The 23,502-nt window shown below is 48.2% G+C and carries 13 protein-coding genes; 10 read left to right on the forward strand and 3 right to left on the reverse strand.

The features are described 5' to 3' along the window. The first annotated feature begins 100 nt into the window (after nucleotides 1-100). From G7Y45_RS17485 to G7Y45_RS17525, 9 genes are all read left to right on the forward strand, one after another. On the forward strand, nucleotides 101-1,153 hold the full coding sequence (locus tag G7Y45_RS17485) for an efflux RND transporter periplasmic adaptor subunit (protein WP_005807695.1): 1,053 nt from the start codon (nucleotides 101-103) through the stop codon (nucleotides 1,151-1,153). A 151-nt stretch (nucleotides 1,154-1,304) separates the two neighbouring features. Continuing rightward, nucleotides 1,305-4,340, forward strand: a complete 3,036-nt coding sequence (locus tag G7Y45_RS17490; RefSeq protein WP_005807696.1) for an efflux RND transporter permease subunit — start codon at nucleotides 1,305-1,307, stop codon at nucleotides 4,338-4,340. Between the two features lie 26 nt (nucleotides 4,341-4,366). After that, complete coding sequence (locus tag G7Y45_RS17495; protein ID WP_032530678.1) at nucleotides 4,367-5,641, forward strand: TolC family protein; 1,275 nt, start codon at nucleotides 4,367-4,369, stop codon at nucleotides 5,639-5,641. Between the two features lie 229 nt (nucleotides 5,642-5,870). Next, nucleotides 5,871-7,160: an LruC domain-containing protein gene (locus G7Y45_RS17500; RefSeq protein WP_165015592.1), complete on the forward strand. Its 1,290-nt coding sequence runs from the start codon at nucleotides 5,871-5,873 to the stop codon at nucleotides 7,158-7,160. 274 nt (nucleotides 7,161-7,434) lie between these two features. Continuing rightward, a complete protein-coding gene (locus G7Y45_RS17505) occupies nucleotides 7,435-8,754 on the forward strand; it encodes an LruC domain-containing protein (RefSeq protein WP_241158979.1) in 1,320 nt (439 codons plus the stop codon). Nucleotides 8,755-8,992: 238 nt separating this feature from the next. Next, nucleotides 8,993-12,697 (forward strand): phosphoribosylformylglycinamidine synthase, encoded by a 3,705-nt coding sequence (purL, locus tag G7Y45_RS17510; protein WP_165015589.1) that lies wholly within the window; start codon nucleotides 8,993-8,995, stop codon nucleotides 12,695-12,697. A 172-nt stretch (nucleotides 12,698-12,869) separates the two neighbouring features. Continuing rightward, nucleotides 12,870-16,865, forward strand: coding sequence for a two-component regulator propeller domain-containing protein (locus G7Y45_RS17515; RefSeq protein ID WP_022011633.1), 3,996 nt, complete (start codon nucleotides 12,870-12,872; stop codon nucleotides 16,863-16,865). Between the two features lie 29 nt (nucleotides 16,866-16,894). Then, nucleotides 16,895-17,437: a chromate transporter gene (locus G7Y45_RS17520; protein ID WP_005807708.1), complete on the forward strand. Its 543-nt coding sequence runs from the start codon at nucleotides 16,895-16,897 to the stop codon at nucleotides 17,435-17,437. Nucleotides 17,438-17,462: 25 nt separating this feature from the next. After that, nucleotides 17,463-18,011 carry a chromate transporter gene (locus G7Y45_RS17525; protein ID WP_005780686.1) on the forward strand — a complete coding sequence of 183 codons (549 nt, stop codon included), beginning with the start codon at nucleotides 17,463-17,465 and terminating at the stop codon, nucleotides 18,009-18,011. A gap of 142 nt (nucleotides 18,012-18,153) precedes the next feature. Here G7Y45_RS17525 and G7Y45_RS17530 read toward each other — a convergent pair whose 3' ends face one another. Continuing rightward, complete coding sequence (locus tag G7Y45_RS17530) at nucleotides 18,154-19,662, reverse strand: glycoside hydrolase family 10 protein (protein WP_005807709.1); 1,509 nt, start codon at nucleotides 19,660-19,662, stop codon at nucleotides 18,154-18,156. A 169-nt stretch (nucleotides 19,663-19,831) separates the two neighbouring features. On the opposite strand from G7Y45_RS17530, the gene uvrA reads away from it, so the two are divergent. Next, nucleotides 19,832-22,609, forward strand: a complete 2,778-nt coding sequence (gene uvrA, locus G7Y45_RS17535; protein ID WP_032540178.1) for an excinuclease ABC subunit UvrA — start codon at nucleotides 19,832-19,834, stop codon at nucleotides 22,607-22,609. Between the two features lie 168 nt (nucleotides 22,610-22,777). Here uvrA and G7Y45_RS17540 read toward each other — a convergent pair whose 3' ends face one another. Continuing rightward, nucleotides 22,778-23,260 (reverse strand): outer membrane beta-barrel protein, encoded by a 483-nt coding sequence (locus G7Y45_RS17540; RefSeq protein ID WP_005807711.1) that lies wholly within the window; start codon nucleotides 23,258-23,260, stop codon nucleotides 22,778-22,780. 7 nt (nucleotides 23,261-23,267) lie between these two features. Then, nucleotides 23,268-23,498, reverse strand: coding sequence for a hypothetical protein (locus G7Y45_RS17545; RefSeq protein WP_005807712.1), 231 nt, complete (start codon nucleotides 23,496-23,498; stop codon nucleotides 23,268-23,270). Between the last annotated feature and the right edge of the window lie 4 nt (nucleotides 23,499-23,502).

The raw sequence follows: 23,502 nt of genomic DNA on the forward strand, positions 1-23,502 counted from the left end.
AATATTAAATTATCAAACCGGAAAACTGTTTATAGTTTTTCAGTTTCATATCTTTGCCCCCTCAAAATGAGACTAAACAGACTCTTAATCAATGGGAAATATGAGAAAAAACTATGGATGTATCCTCGCAGCACTTATTCTATTAACGGCTTGCGGACAAAAGAAAGAAGACAATGCGGCAACAGTACGCCCCGTAAAGACGGCCAGGGTAGAGTCCCGGTCGGAAATCAGAAAGGACTTTTCGGGCATTGTAGAAGCTGTAGACTATGTGAAACTGGCCTTCCGCGTGAGCGGACAGATCATCAACCTGCCGGTGGTAGAAGGACAACGGGTCAAAAAAGGACAACTGATTGCGGCCATCGATCCGCGCGACCTGGCCTTACAGTATGCAGCAGACAAATCGGCTTACGAAACCGCCGCTGCCCAAGTGGAACGTAACAAACGATTATTGGCACGGCAGGCTATCTCGGTACAAGAATATGAAATCAGCGTATCGACTTTCCAACAAAAGAAATCGGCTTACGAACTTTCGAGCAACAATATGCGCGACACCAAACTGACCGCCCCTTTCGACGGGTCTATCGAGAAAAGGTTGGTGGAGAACTATCAGCGCGTGAACTCGGGCGAAGGCATTGTGCAGCTGGTCAACACCAAGAAACTGCGCATCAAGTTCACCATCCCCGATGCTTACCTTTATCTGCTCCGTTCCAAAGACCAACACTTCCGCGTGGAGTTCGATACATACCGCGGACACATCTTCAATGCCAAACTGGAGGAATATCTCGACATCTCGACGGACGGTACGGGTATCCCGGTGACGATCACCATCGACGATCCCGCTTTCGACCATGCCCTGTATGAGGTGAAACCGGGTTTCACGTGCAGCATCCGCTTCTCGGCCGATGTAGGTCCGTTCCTGGAAGAAACCATGACGGTAGTGCCCCTGAGTGCCATATTCGGTGAAAGCGAAGGAAACAAAACCTACGTGTGGGTACTGAACGGGAATCAGGTAAACCGCCGTGAAGTAACCGTTTACTCTCCGACGGGAGACGCACAGGCCTTTATCTCGAAAGGACTGAAAGCAGGGGAAACGGTAATAATAGCCGGCGTAACACAACTGGTGGAAGGCGAAACGGTGAAGGAACTGAAATAAGAGTGCCCACTCAACGCAATAGAAATGAATACGATTCACCACGGAGGACACAGAGGACACAGAGTTTTAATCTCTTGTTTATAGGATTATTTTAAGAGAAAATCTTCTCTGTGTCCTCTGTGGTGAATCAAACTCAAAACCATATACAATCATGAATTTAGCCAAATATTCATTAGACAATACCAAAGTCATCTACTTCTTTCTGGCTGTATTGCTGATCGGAGGTATCTCCTCTTTCAGCAGCCTGGGCAAGAAGGAAGATGCTCCTTTTGTCATCAAATCGGCCGTCATCATGACGCGCTATCCCGGTGCCGAGCCCGCCGAAGTGGAACGGCTGATCACCGAGCCCATCTCCCGTGAGATACAGAGCATGAGCGGAGTATACAAGATCAAGTCCGAATCCATGTACGGCATTTCCAAAATCACGTTCGAACTGCTCCCCTCGCTACCGGCTTCCTCCATCCCCCAAAAATGGGACGAACTGCGGCGCAAAGTGCTCAACATACAACCCCAATTGCCAAGCGGAGCTTCGGTACCCACAGTATCGGACGACTTCGGTGACGTATTCGGTATCTACTACGGCCTGACAGCCGACGACGGATTCAGCTACGAAGAAATGAGGGACTGGGCCGAACGCATCAAGACACAGGTGGTCACTGCCGACGGGGTGATGAAAGTCGCACTGTTCGGCACACAGACCGAGGTGGTGAATATATTCGTCTCGGTGAACAAGCTGGCAGGCATGGGTATCGATCCCAAACAGCTGGCAAGCCTGCTGCAATCGCAGAACCAGATTATCAACACCGGAGAAATCAGCGCCGGCGAACAACAGTTGCGCATAGTAGCCAACGGTATGTATACCACGGTGGACGACATCCGGAACCAGGTAATCACCACCCGCGCCGGACAGGTAAAACTGGGTGACATCGCCGTCATAGAAAAAGGATACATGGACCCGCCGGGCACCATCATGCGTGTCAATGGCAAACGTGCCATCGGTATCGGCGTATCTACCGACCCGCAACGCGACGTGGTGCTGACGGGTGAGATGGTAGACCAGAAACTGGCCGAACTCCTCCCACTGATGCCTGTGGGACTGAACCTGGAAAGCCTTTATCTTGAAAACGTCATAGCCAAAGAGGCGAACAACGGATTTATCATCAACCTGATTGAGTCGATCCTGATCGTAATTGTCATCATCATGCTGGTGATGGGGATGCGTGCCGGAGTATTGATCGGCTCTTCACTGGTCTTCTCCATCGGAGGTACGCTGCTTATCATGTCCTTCATGGGTGTAGGACTCAACCGTACGTCACTGGCGGGATTTATCATCGCCATGGGTATGCTGGTGGACAACGCCATCGTGGTGACGGACAATGCGCAGATAGCCATCGCCCGCGGAGTGGACCGCCGGAAAGCATTGATCGACGGAGCCACCGGACCACAATGGGGATTGCTGGGAGCCACGTTCATCGCTATCTGCTCGTTCCTGCCGCTTTATCTGGCACCTTCGTCCGTGGCGGAAATCGTGAAGCCGCTTTTCGTCGTACTGGCCATCTCACTGGGATTGAGCTGGGTGCTGGCACTGACACAAACCACCGTATTCGGAAACTTTATCCTGAAAGCCAAGGCCAAAAATGCAGGCAAAGATCCGTACGACAAACCGTTCTACCACAAATTCGAAAAGATACTGAGCGTCCTGATCCGGCGCAAAATTGTGACGTTAGGGTCGATGATCGTGCTCTTCATCGTCTCACTGGTGGTGATGGGAATGATGCCGCAAAACTTCTTCCCGTCACTGGACAAGCCCTACTTCCGCGCCGACGTGTTTTATCCGGACGGATATGGGGTGAACGACGTGGCACGGGAGATGAAGAAAGTGGAAGCCCACCTGCAAAAACTGCCGGAAGTGAAAAAAGTATCGATCACCTTCGGAAGCACTCCGCTGCGTTACTACCTGGCGTCTACCTCCGTAGGGCCGAAGCCGAACTTTGCCAATGTATTGGTGGAACTGAACGACAGCAAGTATACCAAAGAGTATGAAGAACAGTTCGACGGTTACATGAAAGCCAACTTTCCGAACGCCATCACCCGTACGAGCCTCTTCAAACTGTCGCCGGCTGTGGATGCAGCCATCGAAATCGGTTTCATCGGGCCCAATGTGGACACGCTGGTGGCACTGACCAACCGGGCACTGGAGATCATGCACCGGAACCCTGACCTTATTAATATACGTAACTCGTGGGGAAATAAAATACCCATCTGGAAACCGATCTACAGCCCGGAACGGGCACAACCCCTGGGAGTCTCCCGCCAAGGCATGGCTCAAAGCATCCAGATCGGGACAAACGGCATGACTCTCGGTGAATTCCGCGAAGGAGACCAGGTGCTGCCGATTCTGCTGAAAGGCAACAGTGTGACGGATTCCTTCCGCATCAACGACCTGCGTACATTACCGGTATTCGGCAACGGGCCGGAAACCACCAGCCTGGAGCAGGTAGTGTCGGAGTTCGACTTCCGCTATCGCTTCTCAAATGTGAAGGATTACAACCGCCAGATGGTGATGATGGCGCAATGCGATCCCCGGAGGGGAGTGAATGCCATCGCGGCCTTCAACCAGATATGGTCGCAGGTGCAAAAAGAGATCAAGGTTCCGGAAGGATACACCCTGAAATACTTCGGCGAACAGGAAAGCCAGGTGGAATCGAACGAAGCTCTGGCAAAAAACCTGCCGCTGACCTTCTTCCTGATGTTCACCACCCTGCTGCTGCTGTTTAAAACCTACCGCAAGCCGACGGTAATCTTGCTGATGCTGCCGCTGATATTTATCGGTATCGTACTGGGATTGCTGCTGTTAGGCAAGTCGTTCGACTTCTTCGCCATCCTCGGTTTGCTGGGACTGATCGGTATGAACATCAAAAATGCCATTGTACTGGTGGACCAGATCGACATCGAAAGTCGATCGGGACTCGATCCGCGCGAAGCCGTGATAAAGGCAACCGTCAGCCGTATCGTACCGGTGGCCATGGCTTCGGGTACAACGATCTTAGGTATGCTTCCGTTGCTGTTCGACGCCATGTTCGGCGGAATGGCGGCTACCATCATGGGCGGACTGCTTGTGGCGTCGGCACTGACACTGTTTGTGCTTCCGGTAGCTTATTGCGCCATCCACAGGATTAAGGGATAAAGAAATGAACTAAAATTTAAAAGTATATGATGAAGAATAAACTTATACTTCTGTTTGCATTGGGACTTTGTACACAAGTGCAGGCACAAGCCCCGCATCTGAGCCGTGAGGCATATCGTGACCGTGTGGAAGCTTACAGCCAGGTGCTGAAACAGCAGCATCTGAAATCAATGGCAAGCACGGACGCACGGAAAATAGCCTTTACAGGATTCCTGCCCAAAGTGGACATCTCCGCCGAGGGAACACTGAACCTGAAAGAGATGGACTCCTGGGACGGACCGGCCGGACAATACCGCAACCACACTTATCAAGGGGTATTCGTCGTGTCGCAGCCACTCTATACAGGCGGTGCCCTGCAAGCCCAGAACCGTATAGCCCAAGCTGACGAAAAACTCGATCAGCTGAGCGAAGAGCTGACACGCGACCAGATTCACTATCAGAGTGATGCCTTTTATTGGAACGCCTCTTCAGCCCGTGCCATGCTCGACGCTTCGGCACAATATCAGGAAATCGTAGAGAAACAATATGAAATCATCCAAGACCGTTTTAAAGACGGCGCTATCAGCCGCACCGACCTGCTGATGATTTCGACACGCCGTAAGGAAGCCGAACTTCAATACATCAGCGCACGCCAGAATTATACACTGGCTCTACAGAAACTCAATATCCTGATGGGAGAAGAACCCAACGCTCCCGTAGACAGCCTTTGCTCCATCGGTGTCGTGTGTCCGCCTGTCACCTTGCTCCCACTGGACGATGTGCTGCAACGCCGTGCCGACTTTGCCAGCACAGAAGTCAACATCCAGAAAAGCGAGGCGCAACGCAAGGCAGCCCTGAGCCAGTACAATCCGCAAGTAAGCATGTACGTCACCGGCGGATGGGCCACCGCTTCTCCCAACATGGGATATGACGTGAAGTTTACCCCCATCGTAGGCATGAGCGTAAATATCCCCGTGCTACGCTGGGGAGCCAGGTTCAAGACCAACCGGCAACAGAAAGCCTACACGGGTATACAGAAGTTGCAGCAAAGCTACGTAGTAGACCAGATCAACCAGGAACTGGCTGCCGCACTGACCAAGCTGCAGGAAACGGAAGAGCAGGTGAAGACAGCCAAAGAAAATAAAGAGCTGGCAGAAGAAAACCTGGACCTGATCACCTTCTCCTACAACGAAGGAAAAGCAAATATGGTCGACGTACTCTCGGCACAACTTTCGTGGACACAGGCACATACCAGCCTGATTAATGCTTACCTGGCAGAGAAAATGGCAGTGGCAGAATACAGAAAGGTTATCAGCGAATAAACGAAAGCTCTATTTTATACAGACAGAGGCTCTATTCCGGGTGAATAGAGCCTCTGTTTCGTATATACGCAGCCTCTATTCTGCCAAAAGTTGACTATTCCAACCATACATTTGCGTAGTAAATCAACATTTTATATAAAAATCAGACATAAAGTAACACAATATACAACTTTTCATTGTATATTTGCAGTCACAAACGAACAAGTAAATAATCCTAATCACAAAAATAATGAAAACAACGCATTGGATGATGTACACCCTACTGGGAGCAACACTTGCTTTAACAGCATGTGTTGAGGATGACAAAGACCTCTCACAACCCAAAGAACCGGAAAAAACGACAGATCTGGTCATACCGGATGACGCGGACTGGACCACTACAAGGAGTGTCAATCTCTCCATTACTTCGCCCGTGGCAACACGAGTGGCGATTTATACCGACGAATCATGCACCGACGCAAGTTTACTGACAGAACTGCCTGTATCCGAAGTTGCCAAAAACATCCGCCTGGATGTAGCCAAGGCAGACCGGGCACTATACGTACAGTATGCTACAAGCAAAGGGAAAGAAATGATGAACATCCCCCTCAATACGGCTTCTACACGTGCAGAGACCTTGGTCAAACTGCCGGAAAACGTGAGTGGATTTGACACAAACGGAGGAGAGGGTGCATACAGATATCAATGGTATCCCGCAAAAGGAGAAACGGCAACCCTGATGATGGAAGATAACTGGCCCGAAATGGGAGATTATGATTTCAACGATTTCGTTATCTGGTATCACGCGCAAGCGATCTTCTTTGACGGCGGCAACGGAAGCAAAGATTCTTATGATGCAGACGGAGTTGAATTTGAAATCACTTTCCGTGCAATGGGAGGCTATCTGCCTTATCGCCTGGGACTGCAATTGGACCAAACATCTGCCAAATATATCGACGAGGTGATCGAAATAAACGGGAACGACCTTGTTAAGATGGAACTTCAGAATCCCGGAGAAGACGCTCCTGCTATCTTCATATTCACCGGCACCGATCAATTACGGAAACAGAATAACGGCGGAACATTCTATAATACCGAAGCTGACCATCAGATAGCAGCCAATGACCTGGTAACGATTAAATACAGATTAAAGATCAACTGTTTCAACAGCTTAGAAAGAACAAAGGCATTATGGGCGGCGGCAATCTCAGAAAATCAGAACTTCTTCCTCCAGAAAGAAAAGAACGGAGGACGTGAAATTCACCTGAGAGGTTACGAACCGACTGCTTACTACAGCGATTCATACGCCGGTGAAGCCGGAAACAATATGCGCAGTGACATCAAATATTGCAGTACCGACAATTTCGTGTGGGGTATCAAAGTGCCTGTTAAGCTTGCACATCCACGCGAAAAGAAAGATATCATGGAGGTTTACGGCAAGTTCAGAAGCTGGATCACTAATCCGAATCTCTCACCGGACAGTCCGGACTTCAACGAAAACTGGTTCAAATATCTCGATTCATCTCAAGCAATAAAATAAGCCATCAAACATTTCATACCCTAATCCTATTATTCAAATAGGTATTTGTTTGATTTATTTTTCAGCCTGTCCGGTCATTCCCCCCTTGACTGTGGCAGGCTGAAGTTTTTCTTTATTGATTCTCTTCGCACGAATAGACTATCAGACCCTTAAAAGTTGAACATTTCAACCACTTTTGCCACATTCTTTGCGTGATTTGACAATATATACAATAAGTTTGTATCAGGATTCAAACAGAACACACAGCAAACTTACATGAATATACAATAAAATTATGAAAAGAATGAAAACCGCAATGTACACATTAGCAGGACTAATGTGTCTTTTGACATCTTGTGTAGACGACGACAAAGACCTTTCGGTACCACCCACCGGAAACACCACTGACCTGGTTATACCGGATGGTTTCGACTGGTCTACAACACGCACCGTCACCCTTGCGACCAATGCGCCGCATGCCGTTTCCGCTTCCATCTATCTGGACGAAGCATGTTCCGAACAGATAGCAGACCTTGCGATCCCGGAAGGAGACAACAACACTTCTTTGGAAGTGCCGAGCGCCAATAGTGCCATCTGGGTCAAATATCCGGTAACCAACGGGGGATACGAGACTCAAAAGATAAGCATCAAGTCGAAAAACCTCACACGAAGCGCATCGAACCGTTGGGAAGCCGACTGCTTGTTTCCGGATAGCGCAACCCCAATACAAGGAAGTGATTATTCAACACACATATATAAGCCCGCTAAAAATAAATATGGTACACTTATGTTTGAAGACATGTGGCCTGAATTGGGAGACTATGATTTCAACGACTTCGTGATAAACTATCAGACGCAAGTGACTTGGGGAATAAATGGCGGTTGGTCTAATAACTATTTGGATATTACCATCAGCCTGAAGCTACGTGCAATGGGAGGAAGTCTGCCTTATCGTTTCTGCATTCAGTTGCCGGGTAAAACAACGGACATGCAGGGAAATCCTATCTATTCACCTACATTCAGCAGAGGGCAGATCACAGATTTTAACATTGAATCGGCTACCAAAGGCATTGGTGTAGAGTTTCTCGCAAATGCTTCAAGCCCCATATTCGCCTTGACAGGACTTGATAACCTAAAGGGACCGGACGGAAACCAATTCTACAACACACAAGCAGGTAAATTGATCGCATCCAGTGCGGATACACCGACCCTGGTTTTCTCCTTCAAATTACAATTAGACCAGAAGACAGCAAACAATATATTTAACAGTTTCTCTTCCTCATACGACTTTGACTATTTCCTCCAGAACACCCAGAACGGACGTGAGATACACTTCGTCGGATACAAGCCGACTGAATTATATAAAAGTTATGAAGCTGACCGGAAAGAGGCTGGAAAGAACTATTATTGCAATAAAGACGGTTTTGTATGGGCACTGAAAGCACCTGTTGAAATGGGATGGGCAATAGAGAAAGATCAATTGCTGAAAGTTTATCCACTCTTTAAGAATTGGTTGGAGAGCGGAGGATATGAGTTGGAAAATGCCACACAAGAACTTCAATGGTATAATCACCCCGACATGCGTATTCCCTACATCGATCCCCAAAAACACTAATCCTTCATCTCAATAGTAAAAATTAGTATCGGTTTTCTAAGGATTGCGCGAAAGTTGTTGGCAGAATTCGCCCTCAAGCCGGCAACTTTCAGAATCACAAATCAGATTAGTTTTTGCCTTCAGCCTGCCCGTTGTCTCATTCCACGGCAGGCTGAAGTTTTTTTATTGCATTTCTTTCTCACCACCAACGAATTTGCTTATCTTTGCACGCAAAGAAAACAAAATCGTATATACACACATGATTCTTTTTTTCAGAACCCCTTCCAAGAGCGTGATTGCCGTAGAGAGCAACCACGAACTTAACGCGAACGACAACAACAAACTCTGCTGGCTTTTTGGTGAAGCCGTGCCGGAAAGTGAAGAAAACCTGCAAGGCTGCTTTGTTGGGCCACGACGTGAGATGATTACTCCATGGAGTACCAACGCAGTAGAAATCACCCAGAACATGGGACTCGAAGGTATCAGCCGTATCGAGGAGTATTTCCCTGTAAAAGATGAAAATGCCGACTATGACCCAATGCTGCAACGCATGTACAAAGGTCTCGACCAAAACGTATTCACGACCAACCGCCAACCGGAAGCCATTATCTATATCGACGATCTGGAAGCCTACAATGAAAAAGAAGGTCTCGCCCTGTCAAAAGAAGAAATGGACTACCTGAAAAAGGTAGAATCGGATCTTGGACGCCGCCTGACTGACTCGGAAGTTTTCGGATTCGCACAAATCAACTCGGAACACTGCCGTCACAAAATCTTTGGCGGAACATTTATCATCGACGGCGTAGAGCAGGAATCGTCCCTCTTCCAGATGATTAAAAAGACTACTCAGGAGAATCCGAACAAAATCATCTCAGCTTACAAAGACAACGTGGCTTTTGCCGAAGGTCCGGTAATTGAACAGTTTGCCCCGGCAGACCACTCCAAACCCGATTTCTTCCGGATAAAAGATATCAAAAGCGTCATTTCGCTGAAAGCGGAAACCCATAACTTCCCCACCACAGTAGAACCTTTCAACGGTGCATCGACAGGCACAGGAGGAGAGATTCGCGACCGTATGGGCGGAGGTAAAGGTTCATGGCCGATTGCCGGAACAGCCGTCTACATGACTTCTTATCCACGCACGGAAGAAGGACGCGAATGGGAAGAAATCCTGCCGGTACGCAAATGGTTATACCAGACTCCGGAACAGATCCTGATCAAAGCTTCCAACGGAGCGAGTGATTTTGGCAACAAGTTCGGCCAACCATTGATCTGCGGTTCGGTACTGACTTTTGAACATACGGAAAACAATGAAACTTATGGTTACGACAAAGTAATCATGCTTGCCGGAGGCGTAGGTTACGGCACACAACGCGACTGCCTGAAAGGACAGCCGGAAGCCGGAAACAAAGTAGTAGTGATCGGCGGTGACAATTACCGTATCGGATTGGGCGGCGGTTCGGTTTCGTCGGTAGATACAGGCCGTTACAGCAGCGGTATCGAACTGAATGCCGTACAGCGCGCCAATGCGGAAATGCAGAAACGCGCCAACAATGTGGTTCGTGCCCTTTGCGAAGAGGACGAAAACCCGGTAGTATCTATCCATGACCACGGTTCGGCCGGACACGTAAACTGCCTCTCCGAACTGGTGGAAGAGTGCGGCGGGCTTATTGACATGAGTAAGCTGCCTATCGGTGACAAAACGTTGTCGGCCAAAGAAATTATAGCAAACGAAAGCCAGGAACGCATGGGACTCCTTATTAAAGAAGAGGCCATCGAACACGTACGCCAAATTGCCGAACGTGAACGCGCTCCGATGTACGTGGTAGGTGAAACGACCGGAGATCATCGTTTTGCTTTCCAGCAAGCCGACGGCGTCCGTCCGTTCGACCTGGCCGTAGACCAGATGTTCGGTTCTTCTCCCAAAACTTACATGATAGACAAGACCGTAGAACGTCACTATACAATGCCGGAATATGAAACATCCAAACTTCACGAATATCTGACCCGGGTGTTGCAGCTGGAAGCCGTGGCTTGTAAAGACTGGCTGACTAATAAGGTGGACCGTTCGGTTACGGGTAAAGTAGCCCGCCAGCAGTGCCAGGGAGAAATCCAGTTGCCTTTGAGCGACTGTGGTGTCGTTGCACTCGACTATCGTGGCGAGAAAGGTATCGCTACTTCTATCGGACATGCTCCGCAGGCCGCACTGGCCGATCCGGCAGCAGGTTCCATCCTTTCCGTATCCGAAGCGCTGACCAATCTGGTATGGGCTCCGCTGGCCGAAGGTTTGGACAGCGTATCACTTTCCGCCAACTGGATGTGGCCTTGCCGCTCTCAGGAAGGGGAAGACGCCCGTTTGTATACAGCCGTTAAAGCACTGAGCGATTTCTGCTGTGCATTGCAGATCAATGTTCCGACCGGAAAGGATTCTTTGTCTATGACTCAGAAGTATCCGAATGGAGAGAAAGTAGTTTCTCCGGGAACGGTAATCGTATCAGCCGGCGGTGAGGTTTCGGACGTGAAGAAAGTGGTTTCTCCCGTCCTTGTCAACAATGCCAAAACTACACTCTACCATATCGACTTCAGTTTCGACAGCCTGAAACTGGGCGGCTCGGCATTTGCGCAGTCATTGGGTAAGGTAGGTGACGAAGTGCCTTGTGTACAGGATGCCGAATACTTCCGCGACGCTTTCCTGGCAGTACAGGAGTTGGTGAACAAAGGACTGATTCTTGCCGGACACGACATTTCGGCAGGTGGTCTGATCACTACGCTGCTTGAAATGTGCTTTGCCAACCTAGAAGGTGGCCTGGAAATCGAACTTGACAAGATGAAGGAAACGGATATCGTGAAGATTCTGTTTGCCGAAAACCCGGGTATCGTTATCCAGATCAGCGACAAGCACAAAGACGAAGTGAAGAAAATCCTCGAAGATGCCGGCGTAGGCTTCATCAAGTTGGGTAAACCGACGGACGAACGTCATATTCTGGTAAACAAGGACGGTGCTACTTACCAATTCGGTATAGACTATATGCGTGATGTGTGGTATTCTTCTTCTTACCTGCTCGACCGCAAACAGTCAATGAACGGATGCGCCAAGAAACGTTTTGAGAACTACAAGATGCAACCGCTTGAATTCGCATTCATGCCGGGCTTCAAAGGCAAACTGTCTCAATACGGCATCACTCCGGAACGTCGTACTCCGAGCGGTATACGTGCCGCCATCATCCGTGAAAAAGGTACGAATGGCGAACGTGAAATGGCATACTCGCTCTATCTGGCAGGTTTCGACGTGAAGGATGTCACCATGACCGACCTTATCAGCGGACGCGAAACACTGGAAGATGTAAATATGATCGTTTACTGCGGAGGGTTCTCTAACTCAGATGTATTGGGTTCTGCCAAGGGATGGGCCGGAGGTTTCTTGTTCAATCCAAGAGCAAAAGAGGCGCTCGATAAGTTCTACGCACGTGAAGACACACTGTCATTGGGCATTTGCAACGGTTGTCAGTTGATGATGGAGCTGGGATTGGTAAATCCGGAACACGAGAAGAAAGGAAAAATGCTGCACAATGAATCACATAAGTTCGAATCGACCTTCATCGGCGTCACTATCCCTACCAACCGCAGCGTTATGTTCGGCTCACTGAGCGGCAGCAAACTGGGTATCTGGGTAGCACACGGAGAAGGAAAATTCTCTCTGCCATACGATGAAGACCAATACAACGTAGTAGCCAAATACTCCTACGACGAATATCCGGGCAACCCGAACGGTTCCGATTATTCGATAGCTGCCTTGGCCAGCACAGACGGCCGCCATCTGGCAATGATGCCTCACCTGGAGCGTGCCATCTTCCCATGGCAAAACGCCAATTATCCTGCCGACCGCGTACACAGCGATCAGGTAACTCCATGGATTGAAGCTTTCGTAAATGCACGTAAGTGGATCGAAGAAAAGACTAAATAACAGGATATGCAACAATAAAGAAGGGCGGGTCTCAAAGTGAGGTCCGCCCTTTTTCGTCATTCAGCGTCCGTAACAAATCCTTTCGTAAAGTTTGCACTTCTCCACTCTTTTTATTAATTTTGTAAAATCATTCGCCCCCCGAAAGAATAATCATTAAAGGATTCCAGCTTGTATGAAAAAAATTCTTTTTCTTCTGCTCTTATTGCCTCTTATGGTCTCTGCACAAACCTACAAATATATCGGTGTAGAGGATGGGTTAAGCAACCGGAGGGTATATTACATCCAAAAAGATAAAAAGGGATATATGTGGTTCCTTACCCATGAAGGAGTGGACAGATATGATGGCAAAGAGTTCAAACGATATAAATTGATGGATAACGGTGAAGAACTGAATTCACTGCTTAACCTGAATTGGCTATATCTGGACCACGAAAATACCTTATGGGAAATAGGAAAGAAAGGAAAGGTGTTCCGTTACGACCCGTTACGGGATGAATTCACACTTGTCTACAAGCTACCGGAAGACGTGGTCAAAGACCGCCCCGCTCCCATCAGCTACAGCTTCATCGACAAGAATAACAACATCTGGCTGTGCAACGATGAATATCTTTATCTATACAACACCCATACGCAGCAAACCCTGCAGATCAGAAATGAAATTGAAGAAGATATCACTGATATCGAACAAATAGACGAAACACATTTCTTTATCGGTACGGAACAAGGCATTCATCACGCCGAACTAAAAAATCGGGCATTGCATCTGCTTCCGTGTGACAAACTGGACAATCTCCCGATACAGATCAACGAACTTTATTTCCACCGCCCTTCACGCAAATTATTCATCGGTACTTTCGAACGCGGCATATATGTCTATGACATGAACACCAAACGAAGTACCCAACCCCGAATGAGCCTGACAGACGTCAGCATCACACGCATAAAGCCACTGAACAATAAGGAACTGCTTGTTGCAACAGACGGTGCAGGAGTATATAAGATAAATGTAAACTCTTATCAGACCACTCCATACATCGTAGCCGACTACAACCAACACAACGAAATGAACGGCAACAACATCCCCGACTTTTATGTGGATGACGAACAGCGCATCTGGCTTGCAAACTATCCAATCGGCATCACGGTACGCAACAACCGCTATTCGGGCTATAACTGGATAAAGCATTCCATTGGCAACAAACAATCACTAATCAATGACCAAGTAAACTCAATCATTGAAGATAGTGACGGAGATTTATGGTATGGTACCAACAATGGAATCAGTTACTACAACTCCGCCAACGGGACATGGCATTCGTTCATGAGTTCCTTCGAAAAGGACGAACGTAATAAGAATCATATCTTCCTTACTGTGTGTGAGGTAGAACCGGGGATCATCTGGGCTGCCGGCTATAGTTCGGGGATTTACCAGATAAACAAACGGACCCTGTCTGTGGAGTATGTTACTCCGTCTTCACTGTATGGAATCAATATCCAGCCGGACAAATATATCCGTTCTATCATGAAAACAGCCAATGGCGATATATGGTCGGGAGGTTATTACAACTTGAAGCGCATCAACTTTAAAAACAGAACTCTCCGCCTGTACCCAAGACTCAACTCCATCACCTCCATTATCGAAAAAGACAGCAAACAAATGTGGATAGGTACGGCAACCGGGCTTTATTTACTCGAGAAAGAATCCGGTAAGTATCAACGCATCGACCTGCCGGTAGAGTCTATGTATATTTATTCGCTGTACCAAGCAAAGAATGGACTTTTATATATCGGGACAAGTGGTTCGGGGCTATTGATATACGATCCGGAAAAGAGAAGCTTCACCCATTACCACAAAGATAACTGTGCATTGATTTCCAACAATATATATGCAATCCTCTCGGATGCGGATGAAGACATCGTCATGAGTACCGAAAACGGGCTGACCAGTTATTATCCGGCAGAGAAGCTGTTCCATAACTGGACCAAGGATCAGGGATTGATGGCCAGTCATTTCAATGCCGGAGCAGGCACGTTGCGTAAAAACGGAAACTTTATATTCGGCAGTTCCGACGGTGCCATCGAATTTAACCGAACGATGAAGATACCCAGAAAGTATTATTCCAAAATGGTACTCAGCGATCTGAAGATTTTCTACCAGACTGTTTATCCCGGCGAAGAAAGTTCTCCGCTAAATATGGATATTGATGACACCAAGGAGTTGAAACTGAGCTATAGCCAGAATATATTCTCACTCAAAGTATCGTCTATCAACTACGACTATCCGTCGAACATTTTATACTCGTGGAAACTGGAGGGGTTCTACGACCAATGGAGCCGTCCCGGAAATGAAAACATCATTCGCTTTACGAACTTGAGCCCGGGTGAGTACACCCTCCACATCCGTGCGGTATCCAATGAAGACAAACGCGTCGTACTTGAAGAGCGTACCATGGAAATCAGTATTGCCCAACCCATCTGGCTCAGTTTTTGGGCTATGCTGATTTACGCCGTCGTACTGGCGGTGATAGCCATCATTGCCCTACGCATGATCATCCTCCGGAAACAAAGGAAAATATCGGATGAAAAGATTCACTTCTTTATCAATACGGCACATGACATCCGTACTCCGCTGACACTGATCAAAGCTCCGCTCGAAGAGATACGCGAACGGGAAGCATTGACCAAAGACGGTATCAGCAACATGAACACGGCTTTACGAAACGTGAATGCACTGTTGCGCCTCACCACTAACCTTATCAACTTTGAACGGGCAGACGTATACTCGTCGGAACTTTATATTTCGGAATATGAACTGAATACTTACCTGACGGAAACCTTCAATGCGTTCCGTCCATACGCTACCGTGAAACACATCAACTTCACTTATGAAAGCAATTTCCGTTACCTGAATGTATGGATCGACAAAGAAAAGATGGATTCAATCCTGAAAAACATCATCTCGAATGCCTTGAAATATACTCCCGAAAACGGCAGCGTACACATTTACGCTTCCGAAACGAACGATACGTGGAGCGTTGAGGTGAATGATACTGGTATCGGAATCCCTGCCAATGAACAAAAGAAGCTATTCAAGATACATTTCCGGGGAAGCAACGCAATCAACTCCAAAGTGACCGGAAGCGGCATCGGGCTGATGCTTGTATGGAAACTGGTTCATCTGCACAAAGGAAAAATCAACCTTAACAGTGTAGAACATCAGGGTTCGTCTATCAAAGTGACTTTCCCGAAGGATAACAAGCATTTCCATAAAGCACATCTGGCTACCCGCGCACGCGAACTCAGCACGGAGCAAGTACCTCCTGTTTCTCCCGCTGATATTTACGAAAAGGCGAAAAAGCAGCATGACCAGAACCTGCAACGTTTACTGATCGTTGAAGACAATGATGAATTGCGTAATTACCTCACCCACACGTTATCGGATAATTACACCATCCAAACTTGTTCCAATGGCAAAGAGGCACTGACTATCGTAAAAGAGTATATGCCGGAATTGATCATTTCGGATATCATGATGCCGGAAATGCGGGGAGACGAACTTTGCGCCGCCATAAAAAATGACATTGAAACGTCACACATTCCCATCATCCTGCTTACGGCGCTGAATGATGAGAAGAATATCCTGGAAGGACTGAAAATAGGAGCAGACGAATACATAGTCAAGCCGTTCAACATCGGCATTCTGAAAGCAACCGTTGCCAACTTGCTGACAAACCGCGCACTGCTGAAAAGCAAATATGCCAACCTTGAAGTCAGCGAAGAGGAAGAGGCCTCTCCTAATTGTGCAACAGATCTCGACTGGAAATTCATTGCTACGGTCAAGAAGAGTGTCGAAGAAAACATAGACAATCCCGCCTTCAATGTAGATGTACTCTGCAACCTTTTGAATATGAGCCGCACGAGCTTCTATAATAAGCTAAAGGCATTGACCGATCAGGCTCCCGGAGATTATATCAGACTGATCCGCCTGAAACGGGCTGCAACATTATTAAAGACCGGACAACACTCCATCACCGAAATATCCGAGATGACGGGATTCAGTGACGTCAAGTATTTCCGTGAAGTATTTAAGAAACATTTCAATGTGAGTCCCAGCAAGTACTCTAAAGAGGGCGGCAAAGAGGATAAGGAAGAAGACCCACAAGAGTAAGAAAAAAGAGAATAAGAGTAACATATCAAATGAATATTTATCTTGAAGCGTTCGGCATCTTTTTCAAGATTGGTGCCTTTACTATCGGAGGTGGCTATGCCATGGTACCTCTGATAGAAAACGAAATCGTAACCAAACGGAACTGGATTTCCAAGGATGACTTCGTTGATCTGCTTGCCATATCCCAGTCGGCACCGGGCATCCTGGCGGTAAACATTTCCATCTTTATCGGATATAAACTGCGCGGTATACGCGGAAGCCTTGTAACTGCCCTTGGAACGGTGCTCCCGTCGTTTATCATCATACTGGCCATTGCCATGTTTTTCCATAACTTCAAAGATAACCCCATCGTAGAACGTATCTTCAAGGGTATCCGCCCGGCAGTGGTCGCACTGATTGCGGCACCCACTTTCAGTATGGCGAAATCTGCCAAAGTCAACCGGTATACAATCTGGATTCCGGTTGTTTCTGCCCTGCTTATCTGGTTACTGGGCTTCTCTCCTATCTGGATTATTATCGCGGCAGGCGTAGGCGGCTTTTGCTGGGGAAAATGGAAACAGTCACATCGCTAATCATCCACTTTGACATTTAAACATTATGATCTACCTGCAACTCTTTTATACATTCTTCAAGATCGGACTATTTGGCTTCGGAGGCGGATATGCCATGCTCTCAATGATTCAGGGTGAAGTCGTGACACGCTATGACTGGGTTAGTACTCAGGAGTTTACCGACATTGTAGCCATCAGTCAATCCACTCCCGGACCTATTGGTATCAATGCCGCCACTTATGTGGGTTTTACGGCTACGGGCAGTGTCTGGGGATCTGTCATCGCCACGTTTGCAGTAGTGCTCCCCTCTTTTATCCTGATGCTCACCATCAGTAAGTTTTTTCTGAAATACCAAAAACATCCTGCCGTAGAAGCTGTTTTCAGCGGACTCCGACCTGCCGTAGTAGGACTGCTGGCGTCGGCAGCACTGGTCTTGATGAATACGGAGAATTTCGGTTCACCGACAGGGGATACTTATACATTTGTAATCAGCATTATCATCTTCTTAGTGGCCTTTATCGGAACGAAAAAGTACAATGCCAACCCGATTCTGATGATTATTGCCTGCGGAATAGCAGGACTGATATTATATTAGGAGAGGATTGATGAACCACAGGATGACACATTGATGAACCACAGAGTTTTCAGACAAAAGAACATAAGAACAAATAAAGAATAGCCTGTTCTTTTGTTCTTATGTCTAAAAAAAGCTCTGTGTTACTCTGTGGTGAACTACTTTATAATTTCACCTTCTTACTTACCGATTTCGATTCATTGTGCAAGCGGTCGAGTGCTGTCACAACATAACGGTATTTGGTCTTTCCGTCATCGTAGGGAAGTTTATAGAAATTGTTTCGGGTAATGGCAACGATATGCGAAGCGTCATCAATGTTCACTTTCTCTTTTCCATCAAAACGGTAAACCACATATTGCACGGCACGGTCCATCTCGTCTTTTGCTTTCGGAGCAGTCCAGAAAAGCATATAGCCATCTTCCGTCCACACTTTTTTCACTTTACGCACCTTGCCCGGAGCCTTATCGTCCATAAAATCGAAGACAGGAACCAGAGCAGGATACTTATGATACTCTTGCACAAGTGCGTCCCGATACTTCCCGGCGTTTTCCACCACAGCGCTTGCCGGCCATTGGCAACTTCCGCCGATAGTCTGATAAGCTCTTTCCAGAGCCATCTTGCGAGGCAACTGATTGATGGACGGATTTTTCGGATCGGCATTCTGAACCGTATTCATTACGGATTGGCCGATGAACAAAGGACGGTTCTCCGTATTCTTTGCCCACCACTTCACCAGGGTTTCATAATCGGCAGCGGGGTGACCTATCTGCCAGTATATCTGCGGGATGTTATAATCCACCCAGCCATTACGCGCCCAGAGCAATACATCGGCATACAGGTCATCGTAATTCTGCAAACCATTGGTTTTACTACCCAACGGATCATTCTTCTCGTTACGGTAAATACCGAACGGACTGATACCGAACTTCACCCAGGGTTTCAAGCCACGGATGGTTTCATGAATCTTCTGGATCAGTATGTTCACGTTGCTTCGGCGCCAGTCGGCACGGTTGGTGAATCCTCCGCCGTAACGGGCAAAGCTCGCATCATCGGGGAAGTCGACGCCCTTTGCCGGATAAGGATAAAAGTAGTCGTCCATATGGATGGCATCCACATCGTAACGCGAAACAATGTCTGCCACCACCATACAGATGTGACGGCGGCTCTCGGGCAATGCCGGATCAAAATACAATTGATTATTGTAGGTGACAAACCATTCAGGATGGATATTGTACAGGTGATTGGCTGCCAGTTCACTCTTGAGCGATGTCTTTACCCGGTAAGGGTTAATCCACGCATGGAACTCCATTCCCCGTTTATGGCATTCGTCAATCATAAACTGCATCGGGTCCCAATAAGGCGAAGGCGCCTGTCCCTGCACACCGGTCAGGAAACGGCTCCACGGCTCCAATTGCGAAGCATACAAGGCATCCGCTTCGGGGCGCACCTGAAATATGATTGCATTGATACCTGCTCCCTGCAAAGAGTTGAGCTGATCAATGAGTGTCTGTTTCAGCTTCTCGGTAGGTATGCCACGGAACTGACCATTCACTGCCTGTATCCACGCTCCGCGGAATTCTCTCTTCGGATAAGGGCTTTGTTGTTGGATTTGTGCCCCCACTCCTGTTGCAAGGAAGAGAGCTAAAAGAAGAATCAATTTTCTCAGGTTCATAATCGGTTTCATAAAAATGTGGTGCAAAGATACAATTTTGCTCCTCATTTGCAACGGCTAAGCGAGCAATTCACTATTCGCAAGGTGTTTTTAAGATAAAAGTTCCTTTCTCTGTTAGGTTAAACGTTTCCGACTCGTTATCTTTGCAGTCCAAGTAACGAAAACGCTTATGACTGACAGTAAATACATCTCCATAAAGGGGGCCAGAGTCAACAATCTGAAGAATATTGACGTAAACATTCCCCGCAATAAACTGGTGGTGATAACCGGCCTTTCCGGTTCCGGAAAATCATCGCTTGCTTTCGACACCCTCTATGCCGAGGGACAGCGCCGCTATGTAGAAAGCCTCAGCAGTTATGCCCGCCAGTTCCTGGGCCGAATGAGCAAACCGGAATGTGACTTTATCAAAGGGATTCCGCCTGCCATCGCCATCGAACAGAAGGTAAACAGCCGCAACCCGCGCTCCACGGTGGGTACTTCGACCGAAATCTACGAGTACCTGCGCCTGCTTTATGCCCGTGTGGGCAAAACCTACAGCCCTGTCAGCGGTGAAGAAGTGAAAAAACACTCCATCGAGGACATTGTAAACTGCATGCTCTCATATCCCGAAGGAACCCGCTACACGGTGTTGACGCAGATTTTCCTGCACGACGGACGCACACTTGAACAGCAATTGGAGATCGACCAGAAACAAGGTTTCAACCGTCTTGAAGTGAACGGTGAGATGGTGCGTATCGACGAATACGCTGCCGGCAAAGACGACGTAGTCTACCTTCTCGTCGACCGAATGACGGTGGCAACAACCAAGGATGCCGTCAGCCGCCTGACCGACTCGGCCGAAACAGCCATGTACGAAGGCAATGGCATGTGTATGCTTCGCTTTTATCAACCGGACGGATCGACCCGGCTTCACACCTTCAGCACCAAGTTCGAGGCCGACGGCATCATATTTGAAGAACCGAACGACCAGATGTTTTCGTTCAACTCACCGATCGGTGCCTGTCCGGTATGCGAAGGATTCGGCAAGGTGATCGGCATCGACGAACATCTGGTAGTGCCCAACCGTTCGTTGTCGGTCTACGACGGAGCCATCGTCTGCTGGCGGGGCGAGAAGATGGGTGAATGGCGCGAAGAACTGATTCACAATGCAGAAAAATTCAACTTCCCGATTTTCACCCCTTACTACGAGCTGACCGATGAACAGCGCCGGGTGTTGTGGGAAGGAAACCAATATTTCCACGGCATCAACGACTTTTTCAAGATGCTTGAAGAGAACCAGTACAAGATTCAATATCGTGTGATGCTGGCACGCTATCGTGGAAAGACGCTTTGTCCGAAATGCCACGGTACCCGCCTGAAACCCGAAGCGGGATACGTGCGCGTAGGTGGAAAAAACATCTCGGAACTGGTGGACCTGCCCATCACCGAATTGCAGAAGTTCTTCGATTCGCTTGAACTGAACGAACACGACCAAGCCGTGGCACGCCGCATCCTGACAGAGATCAACAGCCGCATCCGTTTCCTGATCGATGTGGGATTGGGGTATCTCACCCTGAACCGGCTCAGTAATTCGCTCTCGGGCGGCGAAAGCCAGCGCATCAACCTGGCCACTTCGCTGGGAAGCAGTCTGGTGGGCAGTCTCTACATCCTCGACGAACCCAGTATCGGGCTTCACAGCCGGGATACGGACCGCCTGATCCACGTACTCCGCCAACTCCAACAGTTGGGCAATACGGTAGTGGTGGTGGAACATGACGAAGAGATCATACGTGCAGCGGACTACATCATCGACATCGGCCCGAATGCCGGCCGGCTGGGCGGACAGGTAGTCTATCAGGGGGATATGAAAGATTTACAGAAAGGCAGCAACAGTTACACTGTGAAATACCTGCTGGGCGAGGAAAACATTCCCGTACCGGAACACCGCCGCCCGTGGAACAACTATATCGAGATAAAAGGTGCCCGCGAAAACAACCTGAAAGGAGTAGACGTACGCTTCCCGCTCAATGTGATGACCGTCGTAACAGGGGTCAGCGGATCGGGAAAGAGCACACTGGTACGTGACATCTTCTACCGGGCGCTGAAGCGTGAACTGGACGAATGCACTGAACGCCCGGGTGAGTTTGCATCCATCGGAGGCGACCTGCGCAACCTGCGCAACGTGGAGTTTGTCGATCAGAACCCCATCGGTAAGTCCTCCCGTTCGAACCCGGTAACCTACATCAAAGCATACGACGAAATCCGTAAGCTCTGGGCAGATCAGCCACTGGCCAAGCAGATGGGCTATACGGCAGGCTATTTCAGCTTTAACAACGAGGGCGGACGCTGCGAAGAGTGCAAAGGCGACGGAACCATCACAGTGGAGATGCAGTTCATGGCCGACTTGGTGCTGGAGTGTGAATCGTGCCACGGCAAACGCTTCAAAGCCGATACGCTGGAAGTGAAGTTCCAAGATAAAAACATTTATGACGTACTGGAGATGACGGTCAACCAAGCCATCGAGTTCTTCACGGAACACGGGCAAAAGAAGATCGTAAAGAAGCTGATCCCCCTGCAGGATGTCGGTTTGGGATATATCAAGCTGGGACAATCATCGTCCACCCTCTCGGGAGGAGAGAACCAACGCGTGAAACTGGCTTATTATCTGAGTCAGGAGAAAGCGGATCCGACTTTGTTCATCTTCGACGAACCGACCACCGGACTGCACTTCCACGATATACGCAAGCTGCTCGACGCATTTGATGCGCTGATCCGTCGCGGACACTCCATCGTGATCATCGAGCACAACATGGATGTCATAAAATGTGCCGATTACGTGATAGACCTCGGACCGGAGGGCGGAGACAAAGGCGGTAATATTGTGGCAGTCGGGACACCGGAAGAGGTGGCTGCCTGTGCGGCAAGTTATACGGGACAATTCCTGCAGGAGAAGCTGAACCACTTGTAAAACAAGTAAGGGTTCTCTAATCAATTTTATCGGGAACTCACCACAAAGGGGCTGTCAAAAGTCTTTTCACCACAGAATACACAGATTATCAATATGGATAATCAATGACTTAAAATTCACCCAGTGTTACTCTGTGCCCTCTGTGGTGAGTTCCTTTTAAAGGAAAAATCAGAAGTAGAAGCCGAAGCCGACTTTCAGTCCGAACTTCGACCAATCGCTGTCTTTAAAACTCAAATCATAGTAAACAGCCGGCTCTATGGTCACTGTCCGTGTCAGGAAAAAAGCATAACCGGCCTCTGCACCAAGCGCAAAGTCGGTGGTGTCTCCCACCTTCCAGTTATAGCGGTTCATCTTCAATCCGGCACCTAAATAAATGCCACACTTATCAAAGTAATATCTTCCTCCGACACCCAGCGTGTATTTATCCTCAGGTTTGCTCCAGTTGGCACCGGCTGTAACCATCAACGCCACATTGTCCACCAGAAAGGCTCCGCCTTGCGCCTGCAATCCGAACTGTGTTTTCTCGGACTTGCTGTAAGAGAGTCCCAGCCCCGTCACCGAGGGATTCACAATCCACTTTCCTTTCTCAAACTGTGCCTGTGCCGTCACTGAAACAACAAGCAGACATACCATCCACATTAATTTCTTCATAACATTTCTATTTTTTCAGGTTGTTCATATGTTCTTCCTCCCGGCGGCGTTGCTGCATCTGTTCCTTTTTCCTCAGCACCAGCCAAAGAACGAGAACAATGACATACGAAGCAGCCAGGGTGAGATACTTCTCTGTATCGCTTACTTCATTATTGCGAGGCAGCAGATAAGCTGCTGTCACAGACACGTAGATCAGTAGGGCGACAGTAACCCAGGTTGATTTCTTTACTTTCTTCATACGA

Source organism: Bacteroides sp. ZJ-18 (assembly GCF_011038705.2).
Taxonomy (GTDB): Bacteria; Bacteroidota; Bacteroidia; order Bacteroidales; family Bacteroidaceae; genus Bacteroides; species Bacteroides hominis.